Origin of the sequence: Alteripontixanthobacter maritimus, assembly GCF_003340475.1 — a bacterium.
GTDB classification, from domain to species: Bacteria; Pseudomonadota; Alphaproteobacteria; order Sphingomonadales; family Sphingomonadaceae; genus Alteripontixanthobacter; species Alteripontixanthobacter maritimus.
In genome coordinates this window covers 993,668-1,008,415 of sequence record NZ_QBKA01000002.1, presented here as the reverse complement: position 1 = coordinate 1,008,415, position 14,748 = coordinate 993,668, and the positions used below count along the sequence as shown (strand labels likewise).

The window sequence follows — 14,748 nt, the reverse complement described above, 5'->3', positions numbered from 1 at the left end:
CGCGGGAATGACTACCAAGGGAAATATTACAATCATGAAAGTCTATTACGACGCCGACGCAGATCTCGACCTGATCCAGAACAAGAAGGTCGCCGTGGTCGGCTATGGCAGTCAGGGCCATGCCCACGCGCAGAACCTGCGTGACAGCGGGGTCAAGGATATTGCCGTGGCACTGCGCGAAGGGTCTGCGACGCGCAAAAAGGCGGAGGATGCGGGCTTTACGGTAATGTCCAATTCGGAAGCCGCCGAATGGGCGGACCTCGTTATGGTGCTCGCCCCGGACGAACATCAGGCCGCCATCTGGGCGGATGATATGGCGGGCCGGATGAAACCCGGCAGCGCCCTCGCCTTCGCCCACGGCCTCAACATCCATTTCGGCCTGATCGAACCGCCTGCCGATATCGACGTCATCATGATCGCGCCCAAGGGTCCGGGCCACACCGTGCGCAGCGAATACCAGCGCGGCGGCGGCGTGCCCTGCCTGATCGCGGTGGACCAGGAAAGCGAAAGCAGCGGCGGCAACGGCTATGCCAAATCGCTGGCGCTATCCTATGCCAGCGCGATGGGCGGCGGGCGTTCCGGCATTATCGAAACGAACTTCAAGGAAGAATGCGAAACCGATCTGTTCGGCGAACAGGTGGTGCTGTGCGGCGGCATAACCCATCTGATCCAGGCCGGGTTCGAAACCCTGGTCGAGGCCGGTTACGCGCCCGAAATGGCCTATTTCGAATGCCTGCATGAAACCAAGCTGATCGTCGATCTGCTGTATGAGGGCGGCATTGCCAACATGCGCTATTCCATCAGTAACACGGCGGAATATGGTGACATCAAGACCGGCCCGCGCATCATCACGGACGAAACCAAGGCTGAAATGAAGCGCGTTCTGGCGGACATACAGTCGGGCCGCTTCGTAAAGGATTTCGTACTGGACAACCGCGCCGGACAGCCCGAACTGAAGGCGAGCCGCAAAGCTGCGGAGGCCCATCCGATCGAGAAAACCGGCGCGCAGCTCCGTGCGATGATGCCATGGATCTCGGCCAATCAACTGGTGGACAAGGCCAAGAACTGAGCCTTAGGATGCGGCGCGATGAAGCCCGAACAGCCAGCGCGCGGTAGCAATCCGGTAACCCCGGTACAGATTATTGTGCCGCTGGCATTCGGCGCGGTGGTCTACTTGCTGGCGAGCTTGGCCAACCGCGCGCCGGAACCCATGGACTGGACCAAAGTGCCCTCCATCGCTCAGCTGGAAGACGAAACCGCCCGCGTCGCGGCACAGACGCTGGCCGATCTGCAAGTCCGCTCGCACGCCAACAATCTGGAATATTGCGGCTACATCTATCGCTGGGATGGCAGTGTGAAGGCATCCAGTCCGGAAGTCGGCAACGCCTTCAGCTGCGAAAGCGACTTTGGCGCAAACAGCAACCGCGAGGTTCTGGCGACTTACCACACCCACGCTGGCTTCGACGCGGAAGCCGATAGCGAAGTGCCATCGGATATCGACCTGCGCAGCACCATCAGCTGGCAGGTGGACGACTATGTTTCCACGCCGGGCGGGCGGCTATGGCTGGTCAGCGGCGAGAACGAGCAGGCCGTGCTGTTGTGTGGCCCGGCCTGCCTGGCAGTGGACCCCGCATTTCGCGATTGCCCGGGGGACGCCAGTTCCGACCGGTACGATCTGGCCATGCTTCGGGCGCGCGCCAGGACAGGGCTCGAGCGATGCTGAACCATCTAAGCCCCACGCTTGCCAACCGCGCCCTGTTCAGCCATGTTCGCCGCAATGAACCGTAACGAAACCGCGCTGCTACGACTAACCCGCCCTTGGGCGTGAGCGGCTGCGTGCACGATGGACGCAGCACCCGCCCAAGGGTTGCTGCCTTCCACCATTCGCCAGACATTTCGTTACGAGACCCGCCATGCCCATGCTTTCCAATCCAGGCGTAAAATACGCAGCGTTCCCGCAAGTCGCCTTACCCGACCGCCAGTGGCCAACACGCACAATCACCGCCCCACCTCGCTGGCTCAGCACCGATCTGCGCGATGGCAACCAGGCCATCGTCGATCCAATGGATGCGGTAAAGAAGAACCGCTTTTTCGATCTGCTCGTCCAGATCGGCGTGAAGGAAATTGAGGTCGGATTCCCTAGCGCGGGCGCGACCGAGTTCGACTTCATTTCTAGCCTAGTCCAGTCGGGCCGCGTGCCGGACGACGTGTTGGTGCAGGTCCTCACCCAAAGCCGCGAAGACCTAATCCGCACCAGTTTCGATGCATTGCGCGGTTCGCGAGCAGCGATAGTCCACCTGTATAACGCCGTCAGCCCGGCATGGCGGGACATCGTTTTCCGGATGTCGCAGGACGAGGTGCGCGACATCGCCGTCACCGGCGCGAAAATCATGCGCGACGAGGCGGCGAAGCAGCCCGATACAAGGTGGCACTTCCAATACAGCCCCGAGACCTTCAGCACGGCCGAACTCGATTTCAGCCTGTCCGTTTGCGAAGCGGTAATGGACGTGTTGGCGCCCACACCCGAACATCCAGTGATCCTCAACCTGCCGGCCACGGTCGAAGCGTCCACGCCCAACATCTACGCCGACCAGATCGAGTATTTCTGCCGCAACCTGCCCAACCGCGACAGCGCAGTCATCAGCCTGCACACACACAACGACCGCGGCACGGGCGTCGCAGCGGCGGAACTGGGGCTTATGGCGGGTGCGGACCGGGTGGAAGGCTGCCTGTTCGGGAATGGCGAACGCACCGGCAATTGCTGCCTCGTTACGATGGCGCTCAACATGTATACCCAAGGGATCGATCCCTGCCTTGATTTCGGCGATATCGACCGCGTGATCGAGACGGTGGAATACTGCAATCAGCTGCCTGTCGACGCGCGCCATCCCTATGGCGGGGAACTGGTGTTCACGGCCTTTTCCGGCAGTCACCAGGATGCGATCAAGAAAGGGTTCGAGGCGCAAACCGCGCAAAATGACACTCGCTGGCGGGTACCGTACCTGCCCATCGATCCGGCCGATCTGGGCCGCGATTACGAAGCGGTCATTCGCGTTAACTCACAATCCGGTAAGGGCGGTTTCGCCTGGGTTCTGGAGCAGGATCAGGGCCTCAAACTGCCCAAGCGCCTCTCCGCCGATTTCAGCCGCCATGTGCAGCGCATGGCGGACCAGCTCGGCCGCGAACTGGACGCCGCGGATATCTGGGACGCCTTCCGCAAGGCTTATCATGTTCAAACCGATGGCAAGCATTTCCAGTTGGTCGATTACGAGGAAAGCCGCGGCGCGGACGGCACGCGCATTTTCGCCGGGACCATCGCGGTGGACGGCCAGGAACAGACCGTTTCGGGACGCGGAAACGGCCTGATCTCATCGGTCGTCTCCACGCTGGAAAACAGTTTCGGTCTTGCCATCGAAGTGCTGGACTACAGCGAACATGCTCTTGGCACGGGCCGCGACGCGCGTGCCGCCGCCTACCTCCACTGCCGCCTGCCCGACGGAACCGAAATCTGGGGCGTCGGCATCGACGAGGATGTGGCGACCGCCAGCGTACGCAGTGTCGTCAGCTCGGCAAACTCGGCTGTGGCAGCGCACCAAGCGCGCGAACCATGACTATCAGGCGGCCCGGCGATCCTGCGCCAACCACCGCCCTGTCTCACGAGTAAAGGTTTCGAAGGACAGCGGTTTGGCGAGATGCGCTTGCATTCCAGCGGCCAGACAAGCGTCGATGTCCTCCGGAAAGGCATTGGCGGTCAGCGCAACGATCGGCAGATCGCGGGCGTCATATCCGGTGTCGCGAAGGACGCGCGCAGCGTCGATACCGCAGAGCTTCGGCATCTGGAGATCCATCAGGATCAGGGCGTAGGGCCTACCCTCCGCCGCAGCCTTGCCAACCATCGCAACGGCTTCCGATCCGTCTCCCGCGATGTCGAGATCCAGGCCGCAATCTGCAGCCATCGCCGCCATCAGCATCTGGTTGATGTCGTAATCTTCGGCCAGCAAGACACGGTGACCGGCGAACCGCGCGCCTGATGCAACCGCCGCGACATTTCGGGACCCATCGGCATGTTCGACCTTACCGTACAATGCCGGCAGGGTGATAGTGACGGTGCTGCCTATGCCGGGTGTGCTTTCCAGCGCGATTTCCCCATCCATCATTTGGGTCAATTGCTGGCAGATGGCCAGCCCCAGGCCGGTCCCGCCATGTTCCGCCGCTGTCGTAACATCGGCCTGAGTGAAGGCGCTGAAAATCATTTCCTGCCGGTCGGGAGCGATGCCGATCCCGGTGTCGGTCACACGGATGATCACCTCGTCGTCGGTAGTCGTGATAGACAGGCCTACGCTGCCGGAACCGGTGAACTTGATCGCGTTGTTGAGAAGGTTGCACAGGATTTGCCGAATGCGCAGCGGATCGCCGAGGTAATTTTGCGGCACCGATGGATCGACAAACATTTCGACCGCCAGCCCCTTTTCCCGAGCTTGCGGCTCGATCAGGCGCATGCACTGTTTGACGAGATGCGGGAGATCGACAACGGTTTTGGCCACGGTCATCTCCCCGGCCTCGATCTTGGAAAGATCGAGAATATCGTTGAGCAGCTGCATCATGGTCTTGCCGGACTCCGCGATCAGCCCGGCATAACGATGCTGTTGTTCGGGCAGATCGCTGCGGAGCAACATATCCGCAAATCCGACGACCCCGTTCATCGGGGTACGTATTTCATGGCTCATATTGGCCAGGAACGCACTTTTGGAACGGCCCGCCGCATCGGCCGCGTCGCGGGCGGCGACCAGCTCGTTCCTAAGCTTCACCTCGTCGGTCCGATCGGCGAACACACCGAAGATTGCCGCCGGTTCGCCGTCCGGCCCATATTCCACCAATGCGATGCTTTCCGTGATCCGCAATTCTCCATCCGGCCTCACTAGCCGGGCCTGAAAATTGAATGGTTTGCCCGTGGCGCGGGCGGTTTCCACCGCAGTTCCCACCAGTTCGCGGTCTTCGGGGTGGAAGGCTGCGATGGCCGCTTCCAAGTCGGGTTCCTCCCCCGGCAGTAGCCCGTAGATGCGGAAGGTCTCGTCCGACCAGAACACGTCGTCGCTTCTGAAATCGACCCGCCAATGGCCGATATGCGCAGTGGCTTCGGTCATTAACAGGAGGCGGTTTTCCTCCTCCAACCGGATGAGCCGGACGCGATCATGATCGGCAGCGATCCCCCATCCCCGCAATGCGTAGACAACCGCCGCGATAACCGTAAGCAGGATCAGACCGTGCACACGCGGGTCGACCATCGGTGACCCTGTCAGAAGCATGAGCATACTCGCCACACTTACCACCAGTACCAAACCCGTCAGGATTTTCTGGGGTGTGTTCCAGCGCGGCAATAGTCTTGGCATATCCATGCTGCCGTCATGCGACACGAAGGTAAATCTGGTCCCAGCACCCCTCTAGGCATCAATACGCATCACACCGGACATGGCGGGCGGCACGTCGCCGTAAGTTTACGGGGCAGTGCGCTTGCCACGATATGCGCGCCCGTGACACAAGCCGCAGGCGGAGGGCGACATCATGACCGAAACCATTCTCGAACCCGATCTGCCGATTATCGATCCGCACCATCATTTGTGGGATTTGCGCCCGATGCTGCCCGCCTATCCGCAGCCGCATCATCCCTTCATCGCTGCCATCGCTGGCGCCACGCATTACACGTTCGATCAGCTGCAAACAGACCTGGCCTCAGGCCACAACATCGTCGGTACCGTCTTCATGGAATGCGGTGCATTCTACGACGCGGGGAGGGACGAAGCACTCAAGCCCGTAGGCGAAGTCGAATATGTGAATGGTGTTGCGGCGCAGGGCGCGAGCGGGCTGTATGGCGCCACCCGGCCTTGTGCGGGCATCGTCGGACACGCCAATTTGCTGCTGGGGAGCGAGGTGGGCAAAGTTCTCGACGCGCTGACGGCCGCAGCGCCGGGCAGGTTTCGCGGCATTCGCCATTCTGCCGCTTGGGACGCAGACCCGGAGGTGCTCGGCCCGCCCTTCCACGCTCCCGAAGGGCTTTTACGCGACCCCGCATTCCGCAAGGGTTTCGCCGAACTGGGCAAGCGGGGCCTGACCTTCGATGCCTGGGTGCTGGAACCCCAGCTGCCCGACGTGATCGACTTGGCGCGCGCCTTTCCCGACCAGCCGATCATCCTCGATCACTGCGGAACACCGCTGAACATTGCCTCCTATCGCGGTACCCTGCCCGACCGGTTCGATATATGGCGCGATAACATTCGGACCCTGGCCGAATGCGAGAATGTATCGGTCAAGATCGGCGGTCTGGCCATGGCGTTTTGCGGAATGCCGGAGGATGGACCGGCGGCGGGTCATTCGTCCGAATCGCTGGCCGCATTATGGAAACCCCATGTCGAAACCTGCATCGAAGCGTTCGGCGCGGATCGTGCCATGTTCGAAAGCAATTACCCGGTCGACCGCTGGGGCGCGACCTATGCGAACCTGTGGAATGCCTTCAAGCGCCTCTCTGCCGTAGCGTCGGCCGATGAAAAGCACGCTTTGTTCGCAGGAACCGCGGGGCGCATCTACGGGCTGGAGCACCTGTTGGAAGGCCGCTGACCCGCTCGACAGCGCTACCAGCCTTGCATAGGACCCATCCATCGACGCCATTATTGCAAGGAACCTGCATGCCCCTTCCCGCACCGTTCGACCGTCTGCGCCTGCCCGTCATCGGCTCTCCATTGTTTATCGTATCAGGGCCGGAGCTGGTTATCGCACAGTGCAAGGCCGGCATCGTCGGCAGCTTTCCCGCACTGAATGCCCGCCCTTCCGGCGTGCTGGACGAATGGCTGCACCGGATTACGGAAGAACTCGCGGCGCACAACCGGGACAATCCGGACCGCCCGGCAGCGCCGTTTGCGGTCAATCAGATCGTTCACAAATCGAACCAGCGCCTCGAAGAAGATATGCAGGTTTGCGAAAAATGGCAGGTACCGCTTGTCATCACCTCGCTCGGCGCGCGGGAAGATATCTTTGCTGCGGTCAAGAACTGGGGCGGCATCACCATGCATGATGTCATCAACAATCGCTTCGCCAACAAGGCTATCGATAAGGGCGCGACTGGCCTTATTCCCGTGGCGGCGGGCGCAGGCGGCCATGCTGGTACACAGTCCCCCTTCGCACTGATGCAGGAAATTCGCGACTGGTTCGACGGCCTGATCGCGCTGTCGGGCTCTATCGCGCACGGCCGCTCGGTACTGGCGGCGCAGGCGCTGGGCGCGGATTTCGGCTATATCGGCAGCGCCTTCATCGCGACCGAAGAGGCGAATGCGGACGCTGCCTACAAGCAGGGCATCGTCGACGGGGATGCGGACGGTATCGTCTACACCAACCTTTTCACTGGCGTGCACGGTAATTACCTGCGCAGCTCCATCGAAAAGGCCGGGCTTAACCCCGACGACTTGCCGACCAGCGATCCCAGCAAGATGAATTTCGGTAGCGGCGGCAATTCCAAGGCCAAGGCGTGGAAGGACATCTGGGGTTCCGGTCAAGGCGTCGGAGCGGTCAAAGCGGTAGAAACCGTGGCCGATCGGGTCGACCGGCTGGAAGCGGAGTACAACTCGGCTAAGGACGATCTTATGGCCAAACTTGGCTAAATTGTTCGGTCCGATTTGCCCGTGAACCAGTCAGACTGCGGTTTCGCTCGCAGTCCATAAATTGTCTGCCAGCGAATCGAGATTGGTAAAGTCTTGAGCCGCGCCGATCGGATCGTAGCTGTTCAAGGTGATCGGCGAGCGACCTTGTTCCGACAACCGGCGGCGTAATGCGCGTGCAAGCAGCTGCAATCGCATCAGTGCACTGTCGCCGGCGATATTGGGAAACCGCCGGCGGGTGCGCTGAAACCCGGAGTCGATTTGTCCGACACGTTGCATGACCATTTCGTTGTAGTGGCGGTGCGGGCCGCGGTGCATGGGCAGTCCTGTGCGCCGCGCGGCGCTTTCCTGGGCGGGAAGCAGTAGCCCGTTCAGGCGAAAATCGTCGAATTTGCAGCGGGTTATCTGCAATTTTTCGAACAAGTCTTTAAAATGAATGTGCCGCATCACTTGTAACGGAACGAGATGATGGCGTTGCATCGCTGGATCGTACCCATCGCTGCCACGCATGTTGACGGAGCGGAAGCGAATGCAGGTTCGGTTCGCGCCACGCTCGCGTCCGGTGGTACCAGCCGATAGCGCTGGAAGTATTGGAAGGTTTATTATGGAAGCTGCCGAAATAATGCTGCTTAATCCGTGTGGCCCGTCACCATAATACGCTTGCCATCGACAGACGGTTCCATCCAGATCGTACGCCCGTCAGTGCCGGTCGCCTTGAGACTGCTGGACAATGGGGCGTGACCCACCAGTTCGTTCACCAACCGGGTGCCAATCCGCATGGCCGATCCCTGATCCGCAACCAGGTCGGCCGACAGATGCAGTTCCTGACCAGTAAAATAGGACAAGCCTTCGGACTCCATCTCCCCGGCAGAGTTTCGCGAAAACGCTATCAGGCCAGGTGCCGGAAATGGCCCACCGTCCAGCCAGCCGGAAACGATGTGCCGAAAAACGCCGGTTGCAATCTGCGCGCTCGCGGGAGGCCACCCAATCGCGACCGGGGCAAATTTTTCTGCCAAATGCAACCCAACCGCAGCCAATCCGCGCATGACCGGAAGACTGCTGGCACCTGCCGCCAGATGTTCGCTCGCGGCCAACTGGATCGCCTCGAAAGGCCCTTCGTCCGGTTTGCTGAGCGCCACGATATTTCGGAAATACGGGGCAGCAGCCCCCTTACCAGGTGAAAGACCTGTGCAATCGAAGGTCATCCCGTCGATTAACAGCTCCAGCCAATTTTCGCCGTCAGGGCGGTGACTGATCGAAACCGGCGATGCTTCGGAAAGGGCGGATTGAAAGGCTTCGACGTTCGGGCGGGTGCCCGACGCGAACAGCAGCAACAGCCCGGTGGCAGGCTTCGTTCGTGCAGTCATACCCCGCGTGACGATCGTTCGGTTCCTTCGACAAACTGATGATGCGCGGAGTTTTGCCTGGTTTGGCTCATGACCCGTCAGTTTGGCGGACCGCATGTTGCTGGCCGAATATGTGCCGCGAATTGGCCTGCGCGTCGAGTCCTACAAATGGTAACTGCTCCAATTCGGACCAGTCTTTTAGAATACACCCAGCGCAATTCCTTCAGCGATGGCTTGCCCCAAATTATAGGCTTGCCGCTTCTCGCTTTCCTTCAGCGTTTTCACGCGCATTATATCTTCCTGCGTCTGCGCGTTGGTGCATATGATAATGGGGTCAGCCACACGTTTCAGACGCAAGCCTTTTGCAATTCGGTCGATCTGGCGCTGTGCGCCCTCTCCGTCCGATCCGGCCGCAATTATCGTTGCATAGGCGCACCCTTCGATCTTGCCGAGGACGGGGTAGTAACACCTGTCGAACATCTCTTTCATCAAGCCGCTCATCGTGGCGAGATTTTCCGGGCAGACAAACAGGCAGGCCGACGCCGTCAGCAGGTCCGGCGGAGCAACATCATCGCAGCGCAACAACCGCGCGCTGGAGCCAGCCCCCTTTGCGGCCGCAGTGGCAAGCTGTTCGCTGGCGCCCGTCCGGCTATGCCACGCGATCAATAGGTTGGATTCCAGAGGAGGCTGCGCACTTTCCATTACCAGGGATTGTCTGCTCACACTGTCGAAAGTCAACTGCTCCGGGCTTTCCGACAGGCGGTGGCTCGGTTAGGCAAGGGTATGACCACCACCAGGCAGCCATCCGGAACCGACACGTCCGCTCGTACATCGGCACGCGCTTGCGTATTCGGGGTCGACAACTCGCTGTCCGGCAAGGCTTGGCATTGGCGCGGCGGCAATATGGATTTACGCGGCGGACAGACCGAAGGGCAACTCGACGATATCGTGACCCAGCTTCTCGTCTCGCGCGGCGTGGAGCGGGATGATGTGGAGCGGCATCGCGATCCAACCCTGCGCGGATTCCTGCCCAATCCATCTGTGTTTCAGGACATGGATGTGGCGGCGGACCGCATCGCGCAGGCGATCATCGGCGGCGAGAGTATTACGGTCTACGGCGATTACGACGTGGACGGCGCAACCAGCGCGGCGCTGGTCATCCGGCTGCTGCGGATGCTCGGGCATGATGCACAATACTACATTCCCGACCGTTTGCTGGAGGGTTACGGCCCCAGCGGCGAGGCACTGGTCAAGCTGGCCGGCGAAGGCTCCAGCCTGATCGTCACCGTGGATTGCGGTGCCATGGCGCATCAGGCCCTGGGGATGGCGCATGATGCCGGGGTCGATGTGATCGTGGTGGACCACCATAAATGTTCGGCCGAACTACCCCGCGCCGCCGCGATGGTGAACCCCAACCGGCTGGACGAAAGCGACGAAGGTGCGGCGCATGGGCATCTGGCCGCGGTGGGCGTGGCGTTCATCCTCGCCGTTGCGCTGGTTCGGACGCTGCGCACGCGCAATTTCTTCAAGGATCGCAAGGAGCCCGACCTGTTCGGGCTGCTCGACCTCGTGGCACTGGGCACGGTTGCCGATGTAGCCGCCTTGCACGGGCTGAACCGTGCGCTGGTTGCGCAAGGTCTGAAGGTGATGGCGAAGCGGGACAACACCGGGATGAGCGCATTGATCGATGCCAGTCGGTTGAAACGCGCGCCGATCTGCAGCGACCTCGGCTTTGCGCTTGGCCCACGTATCAATGCCGGCGGACGGGTTGGCGAATCGACCTTGGGTGTCCGGCTTCTGACCACTCTCGATCAGGAAGAAGCGCAGGCCATTTCGGCCCAGCTTTCGCAACTGAACGAAGAACGCCGGGCCATCGAGGCGGCAGTGCAGGAGCAGGCCGAGGCGCAGTTGGCGGCGCAGCACAACCGCGCGGTCATCGTTCTGTCCGGGCGCGGTTGGCATCCCGGTGTGATCGGTATTGTCGCGGGCCGAATCAAGGAAAAGACCGGGAAACCGTCGCTGGTCATCGCGATCGATCCGGACACAGGTACAGGCAAGGGTTCGGGCCGATCCATCACCGGCGTGGACCTCGGCGCAGCTATTATCGCTGCGCGCGAGGCTGGCTTCCTGATGGCGGGTGGCGGTCACGCAATGGCCGCCGGAATGACCGTGAAGGCAGGCGAGTTGGACGCACTGGCCGATTGGCTCGACGAGCGATTGGGCAGTGCGGTGGCGAAGGCAAATGCCTCTCAGCAATTTACGCTCGACCTTGCGCTGGCGCCGGGCGGGCTGACGTCGGATCTTGTCACTTCGATGGACGGTGCCGGACCTTTCGGGGTCGGGTGGCCCGCCCCGCGCATCGCCGTCGGGCCGGTGCGGCTGGTCAAGGCGGATACTGTCGGGACCGACCATGTGCGTATTATCGCCAGCGGAGAGGACGGGCGTAGTTTCAAAGCGATCGCTTTCCGCGCTGCCGAAAGTCCGATGGGCCAGGCCCTGCTGCACGGATCGCGTGGACGCCGGTTCTGGCTGGCCGGCCGCGCCAAGATCGACGACTGGGCCAGCACACCGCAGGCGGAATTGCATCTTGAAGACGCGGCTTTTGCGGATTGATGGACCGGGTTGTAGCGACCGAAGCGAAAAAGGCGCGAACGCAAGGCTTGACCGCTTCGTCTATGCTGCCTAGATGCGCGCCACACCACCGGCCCCCGAAGGGGACTGGCCCCTTCGTCTAGCGGTTAGGACGCGGCCCTTTCACGGCTGAAACACGGGTTCGATTCCCGTAGGGGTCACCACGGTGGCGTATTTCACCTCCCATTTGCAAACATCGTCGAAGTCGTCTGTCTTTGGGCTGGCCCGGCGAGAGCGTGCGCGGTAAGCGGCTGCGGATGGATCGCAACAGCGCCCTCCCTTGGCCGAGCATGGCAATTGCGGTTTCCGGGTGTGTCGGCCTGCTCGTACTGGGTGTGTCGTGGCTGGTGGTCGCTGTGCTGCTGCTGTTGTGGCTCGCATCGCTGCTGCTGCATTATCAGGCTGAACCGAAGCTGGAACCGCCTGCATCCTCCGACACGATTTCCCGCGAAAACCTGACCAAGCTTATGGAGCACTCCTCGCTCCCGTTGCTCGTGGCGGATGGGGACCGCGTGGTCGAGGTCAATATCCTTGCCCGCGAATTGCTGGGCGACCATCTCGTGGGGCAGGATATCCGCATCGCCCTGCGCCACCCCGATGCCATCGCACTGATCGAAGGGACGAAGGAACAGGCCACCGTACGCGGATTGATCCGTCGGCGCGATATCTGGCAGATCAACCGTCAGCGCGTAAACGGATCGCTGACCGTGCTGGAACTGGTCAATCGCACGCCGGAAGCCGATATTGGCCGCGCGCATACGGATTTTGTGGCCAATGCCAGCCACGAATTGCGTACCCCGCTCGCCAGTATCATCGGATACGCCGAAACCCTGTCCGAAGACGGTGTGCCGGAAGAAAAGCGCGCAAGGTTCCTCGATACCATTACTCGTGAGGCACGGCGGATGAGTGCGCTCGTCGAGGATCTTATGTCGCTATCGCGCGTCGAGGCGGAGAAGCACGATCAGCCCCGCGCACCGATCAATCTGTCGGAAATTGTCGAACGCGGCGCACGCGACGGGGCCGGACCGCAGCGTTCTGGAAGGCTCGACCTACACATTGCGCCGCATATCGAAGCTCTCGGCGATAGCCAGCAGATAGAACAGTTGTTGCGGAACCTGGTTGATAATGCGCTTAAATATGGGGACTCCGAACAGCCGGTCACCGTGTCGCTAACACGTGGTCAGCGCGATATGGCGATGCTCACTGTGAAGGATCGCGGTCCGGGCATTCCGGCGGAACACATCCCGCATCTGACCCGCCGGTTCTACCGCACCGATCCCGGTCGCAGCCGCGCATCGGGCGGGACGGGATTAGGTCTCGCGATCGTCAAGCACGTCATCGAGCGGCATTGCGGTCACATGGAGATCCGGTCGGAGGTAGGTGTGGGCACCGAAGTGTTGATCAAACTGCCGACTGCTGCATCGAACGGTTGAAAGTCTGCCCAGCGATAGTGCCGGACCTCTTTAAATCAGACTAATCCCATCCGCCGATGTCATATAGCTGCAAGAAGGTCATATAGTTGTAAAAAAACTGTCACACAGCATCCCTAGGTGCACGGTCAACATGGCGATCAGGTCATGACCACGGACCGTACCGAAGGATTTTGTTTTATGTCTCGTATCTCGCTTTATCGCACCGCCGCATTGGGCGCAGTCTGTTTGTGGGCGACACCCGCTTTCGCGCAGGATGCCGGTGATGCTGCCATTCAGCAGGAACTGGCTGAGATGCGCGCGCAGATGCAGGCGATGGCGCAGCGGATCGATGTTTTGCAGGCCGAACTCGCATCGACCGAAGCCGAACTGGTGGCCAAGGACGAAGCGAACGAGGCGGCCATTACCGCAGCCGGTGTTGAGATCGCATCCGCCAAGACTGCCAATGAGGGCGGTGTCGGTACGGTATCGGCCTGGAAGGGTGCCCCGGTCATTTCCGGACCTGGCGGTGTCACTTTCAAACCGCGCGGTCGTCTGCAGTATGATGCAGGCTCCATTTCGGCGCCCGATTCGACCGGCGTCGATGACGGCTTCGGCAATGAAGCACGCCGCATCCGCGTAGGCGTTCAGGGCGATCTGACCGGTGGTTTCGGTTACAAGGTGGAAGTCGACGTCACCGACGGCGCGGAGCTGACCGACGCCATCATCACTTACGACACCGATAACTTCGGCGTCACTGTGGGCCAGCACAACAATTTTCAGGGTCTGGAAGAACTTACTTCCAGCCTCAGCATTTCGTTTCTGGAACGCGCTGCGTTTACGGATGCGTTCGGTTTCCAGCGTAAGGTCGGCGTATCCGGCGAAGTGAAAACGGGCGACCTGCTGCTGCAAGGCGGTGTCTTCACAGACAACATTACCGACCTGCCGAACAAGCAGGTTGGCGCCGATGCGCGCGTAGTGCTCATGCCAAAATTCGGCGAAGCGCAGCTGCACCTGGGCGCATCCGTCCACTACACCGACTTCGACGAAGCCAATTCCTCGGTCCGCTATCGCCAGCGTCCGGCCAAGCACTTCACTTCCACCCGCTTCCTCAACACCGGAACCTTCGAGGGCACCAATGCCACCGGCTACGGTCTGGAAGCGGCCGCTATCGCTGGACCTTTCCACGTCACCGGCGAGGCCTTCTGGCAGAATGTCGACCGCCCCGATCTCAACAACGATCCCGGCTTCTTCGGCGGCTATGCGGAAGTCGGGTACTTCCTGACCGGCGGCGACAGTCGCGGATACAAAAGCGGGAAGTTCGACCGCATCAAGCCAGCAAACCCGGTTGGCGACGGCGGGATCGGGGCCATCCAGCTGAACCTGCGTTACGATTACCTCGACCTCAACGATGCAGGTATCGTAGGTGGCAAGCAAAACGGTTATCTGGCATCGATGATCTGGTCGCCGACCGCTTATACGCGTTTCATGATCGACTACGCATCGCTGGCCTATGACGACGCTGTCATCCCGGCTGCGAATGGCGATCGGGATTATACGGTCAACACACTGGGCCTTCGCGCTCAGGTCGACTTCTGATCGTCAGTTGAGAACCTTCCTCAATTCTTTGGGTTCGGGGCGCATTTCGGCTAGGGCGACAACGCCCGTACCCTTCAGGCCGGAATGCGCCCCGGCACTCGCACCCCTCAGACACCA

The 14,748-nt window shown here is 61.0% G+C and carries 12 protein-coding genes and 1 tRNA gene; 9 read left to right on the top strand and 4 right to left on the bottom strand.

What is annotated here, in order from left to right; all coding sequences use genetic code 11:
* The first annotated feature begins 34 nt into the window (after positions 1–34).
* The 3 genes from ilvC (at position 35) to leuA (ending at position 3,611) form a co-directional block, all read left to right on the top strand.
* Positions 35–1,069 carry a ketol-acid reductoisomerase gene (ilvC, locus tag HME9302_RS05090; protein ID WP_115367486.1) on the top strand — a complete coding sequence of 345 codons (1,035 nt, stop codon included), beginning with the start codon at positions 35–37 and terminating at the stop codon, positions 1,067–1,069.
* 18 nt (positions 1,070–1,087) lie between these two features.
* Positions 1,088–1,723 carry a DUF4329 domain-containing protein gene (locus HME9302_RS05085; protein WP_115366119.1) on the top strand — a complete coding sequence of 212 codons (636 nt, stop codon included), beginning with the start codon at positions 1,088–1,090 and terminating at the stop codon, positions 1,721–1,723.
* A 190-nt stretch (positions 1,724–1,913) separates the two neighbouring features.
* Positions 1,914–3,611 carry a 2-isopropylmalate synthase gene (gene leuA, locus HME9302_RS05080; protein WP_115366118.1) on the top strand — a complete coding sequence of 566 codons (1,698 nt, stop codon included), beginning with the start codon at positions 1,914–1,916 and terminating at the stop codon, positions 3,609–3,611.
* A gap of 3 nt (positions 3,612–3,614) precedes the next feature.
* Here the strand turns inward: leuA and HME9302_RS05075 are convergent, their stop codons facing one another.
* Positions 3,615–5,390, bottom strand: coding sequence for an ATP-binding protein (locus tag HME9302_RS05075; protein WP_181815691.1), 1,776 nt, complete (start codon positions 5,388–5,390; stop codon positions 3,615–3,617).
* 172 nt (positions 5,391–5,562) lie between these two features.
* Here HME9302_RS05075 and HME9302_RS05070 point away from each other — a divergent pair, with 172 nt between their 5' ends.
* Both HME9302_RS05070 and HME9302_RS05065 read left to right on the top strand, forming a co-directional pair.
* A complete protein-coding gene (locus tag HME9302_RS05070; protein ID WP_115366116.1) occupies positions 5,563–6,612 on the top strand; it encodes an amidohydrolase family protein in 1,050 nt (349 codons plus the stop codon).
* Between the two features lie 68 nt (positions 6,613–6,680).
* A complete protein-coding gene (locus HME9302_RS05065; RefSeq protein WP_115366115.1) occupies positions 6,681–7,649 on the top strand; it encodes an NAD(P)H-dependent flavin oxidoreductase in 969 nt (322 codons plus the stop codon).
* A 30-nt stretch (positions 7,650–7,679) separates the two neighbouring features.
* Here the strand turns inward: HME9302_RS05065 and HME9302_RS05060 are convergent, their stop codons facing one another.
* From HME9302_RS05060 to HME9302_RS05050, 3 genes are all read right to left on the bottom strand, one after another.
* Positions 7,680–8,156, bottom strand: coding sequence for an AHH domain-containing protein (locus tag HME9302_RS05060; protein WP_115366114.1), 477 nt, complete (start codon positions 8,154–8,156; stop codon positions 7,680–7,682).
* A gap of 119 nt (positions 8,157–8,275) precedes the next feature.
* The gene (locus HME9302_RS05055; protein ID WP_115366113.1) at positions 8,276–9,013 is read right to left on the bottom strand and encodes a hypothetical protein; all 738 of its coding nucleotides are present in this window, start codon (positions 9,011–9,013) and stop codon (positions 8,276–8,278) included.
* Between the two features lie 177 nt (positions 9,014–9,190).
* Positions 9,191–9,694, bottom strand: a complete 504-nt coding sequence (locus HME9302_RS05050; RefSeq protein WP_115366112.1) for a flavodoxin family protein — start codon at positions 9,692–9,694, stop codon at positions 9,191–9,193.
* A gap of 81 nt (positions 9,695–9,775) precedes the next feature.
* On the opposite strand from HME9302_RS05050, the gene recJ reads away from it, so the two are divergent.
* The 4 genes from recJ to HME9302_RS05030 all read left to right on the top strand — a co-directional run bounded on the left by recJ (position 9,776) and on the right by HME9302_RS05030 (position 14,631).
* The gene (recJ, locus tag HME9302_RS05045) at positions 9,776–11,605 is read left to right on the top strand and encodes a single-stranded-DNA-specific exonuclease RecJ (RefSeq protein WP_115366111.1); all 1,830 of its coding nucleotides are present in this window, start codon (positions 9,776–9,778) and stop codon (positions 11,603–11,605) included.
* 107 nt (positions 11,606–11,712) lie between these two features.
* A tRNA-Glu gene (locus HME9302_RS05040) sits at positions 11,713–11,787 on the top strand.
* 93 nt (positions 11,788–11,880) lie between these two features.
* Positions 11,881–13,056, top strand: a complete 1,176-nt coding sequence (locus tag HME9302_RS05035; RefSeq protein ID WP_115367485.1) for a sensor histidine kinase — start codon at positions 11,881–11,883, stop codon at positions 13,054–13,056.
* Between the two features lie 177 nt (positions 13,057–13,233).
* A complete protein-coding gene (locus HME9302_RS05030) occupies positions 13,234–14,631 on the top strand; it encodes an OprO/OprP family phosphate-selective porin (protein ID WP_115366110.1) in 1,398 nt (465 codons plus the stop codon).
* The last annotated feature ends 117 nt before the right edge of the window (positions 14,632–14,748 follow it).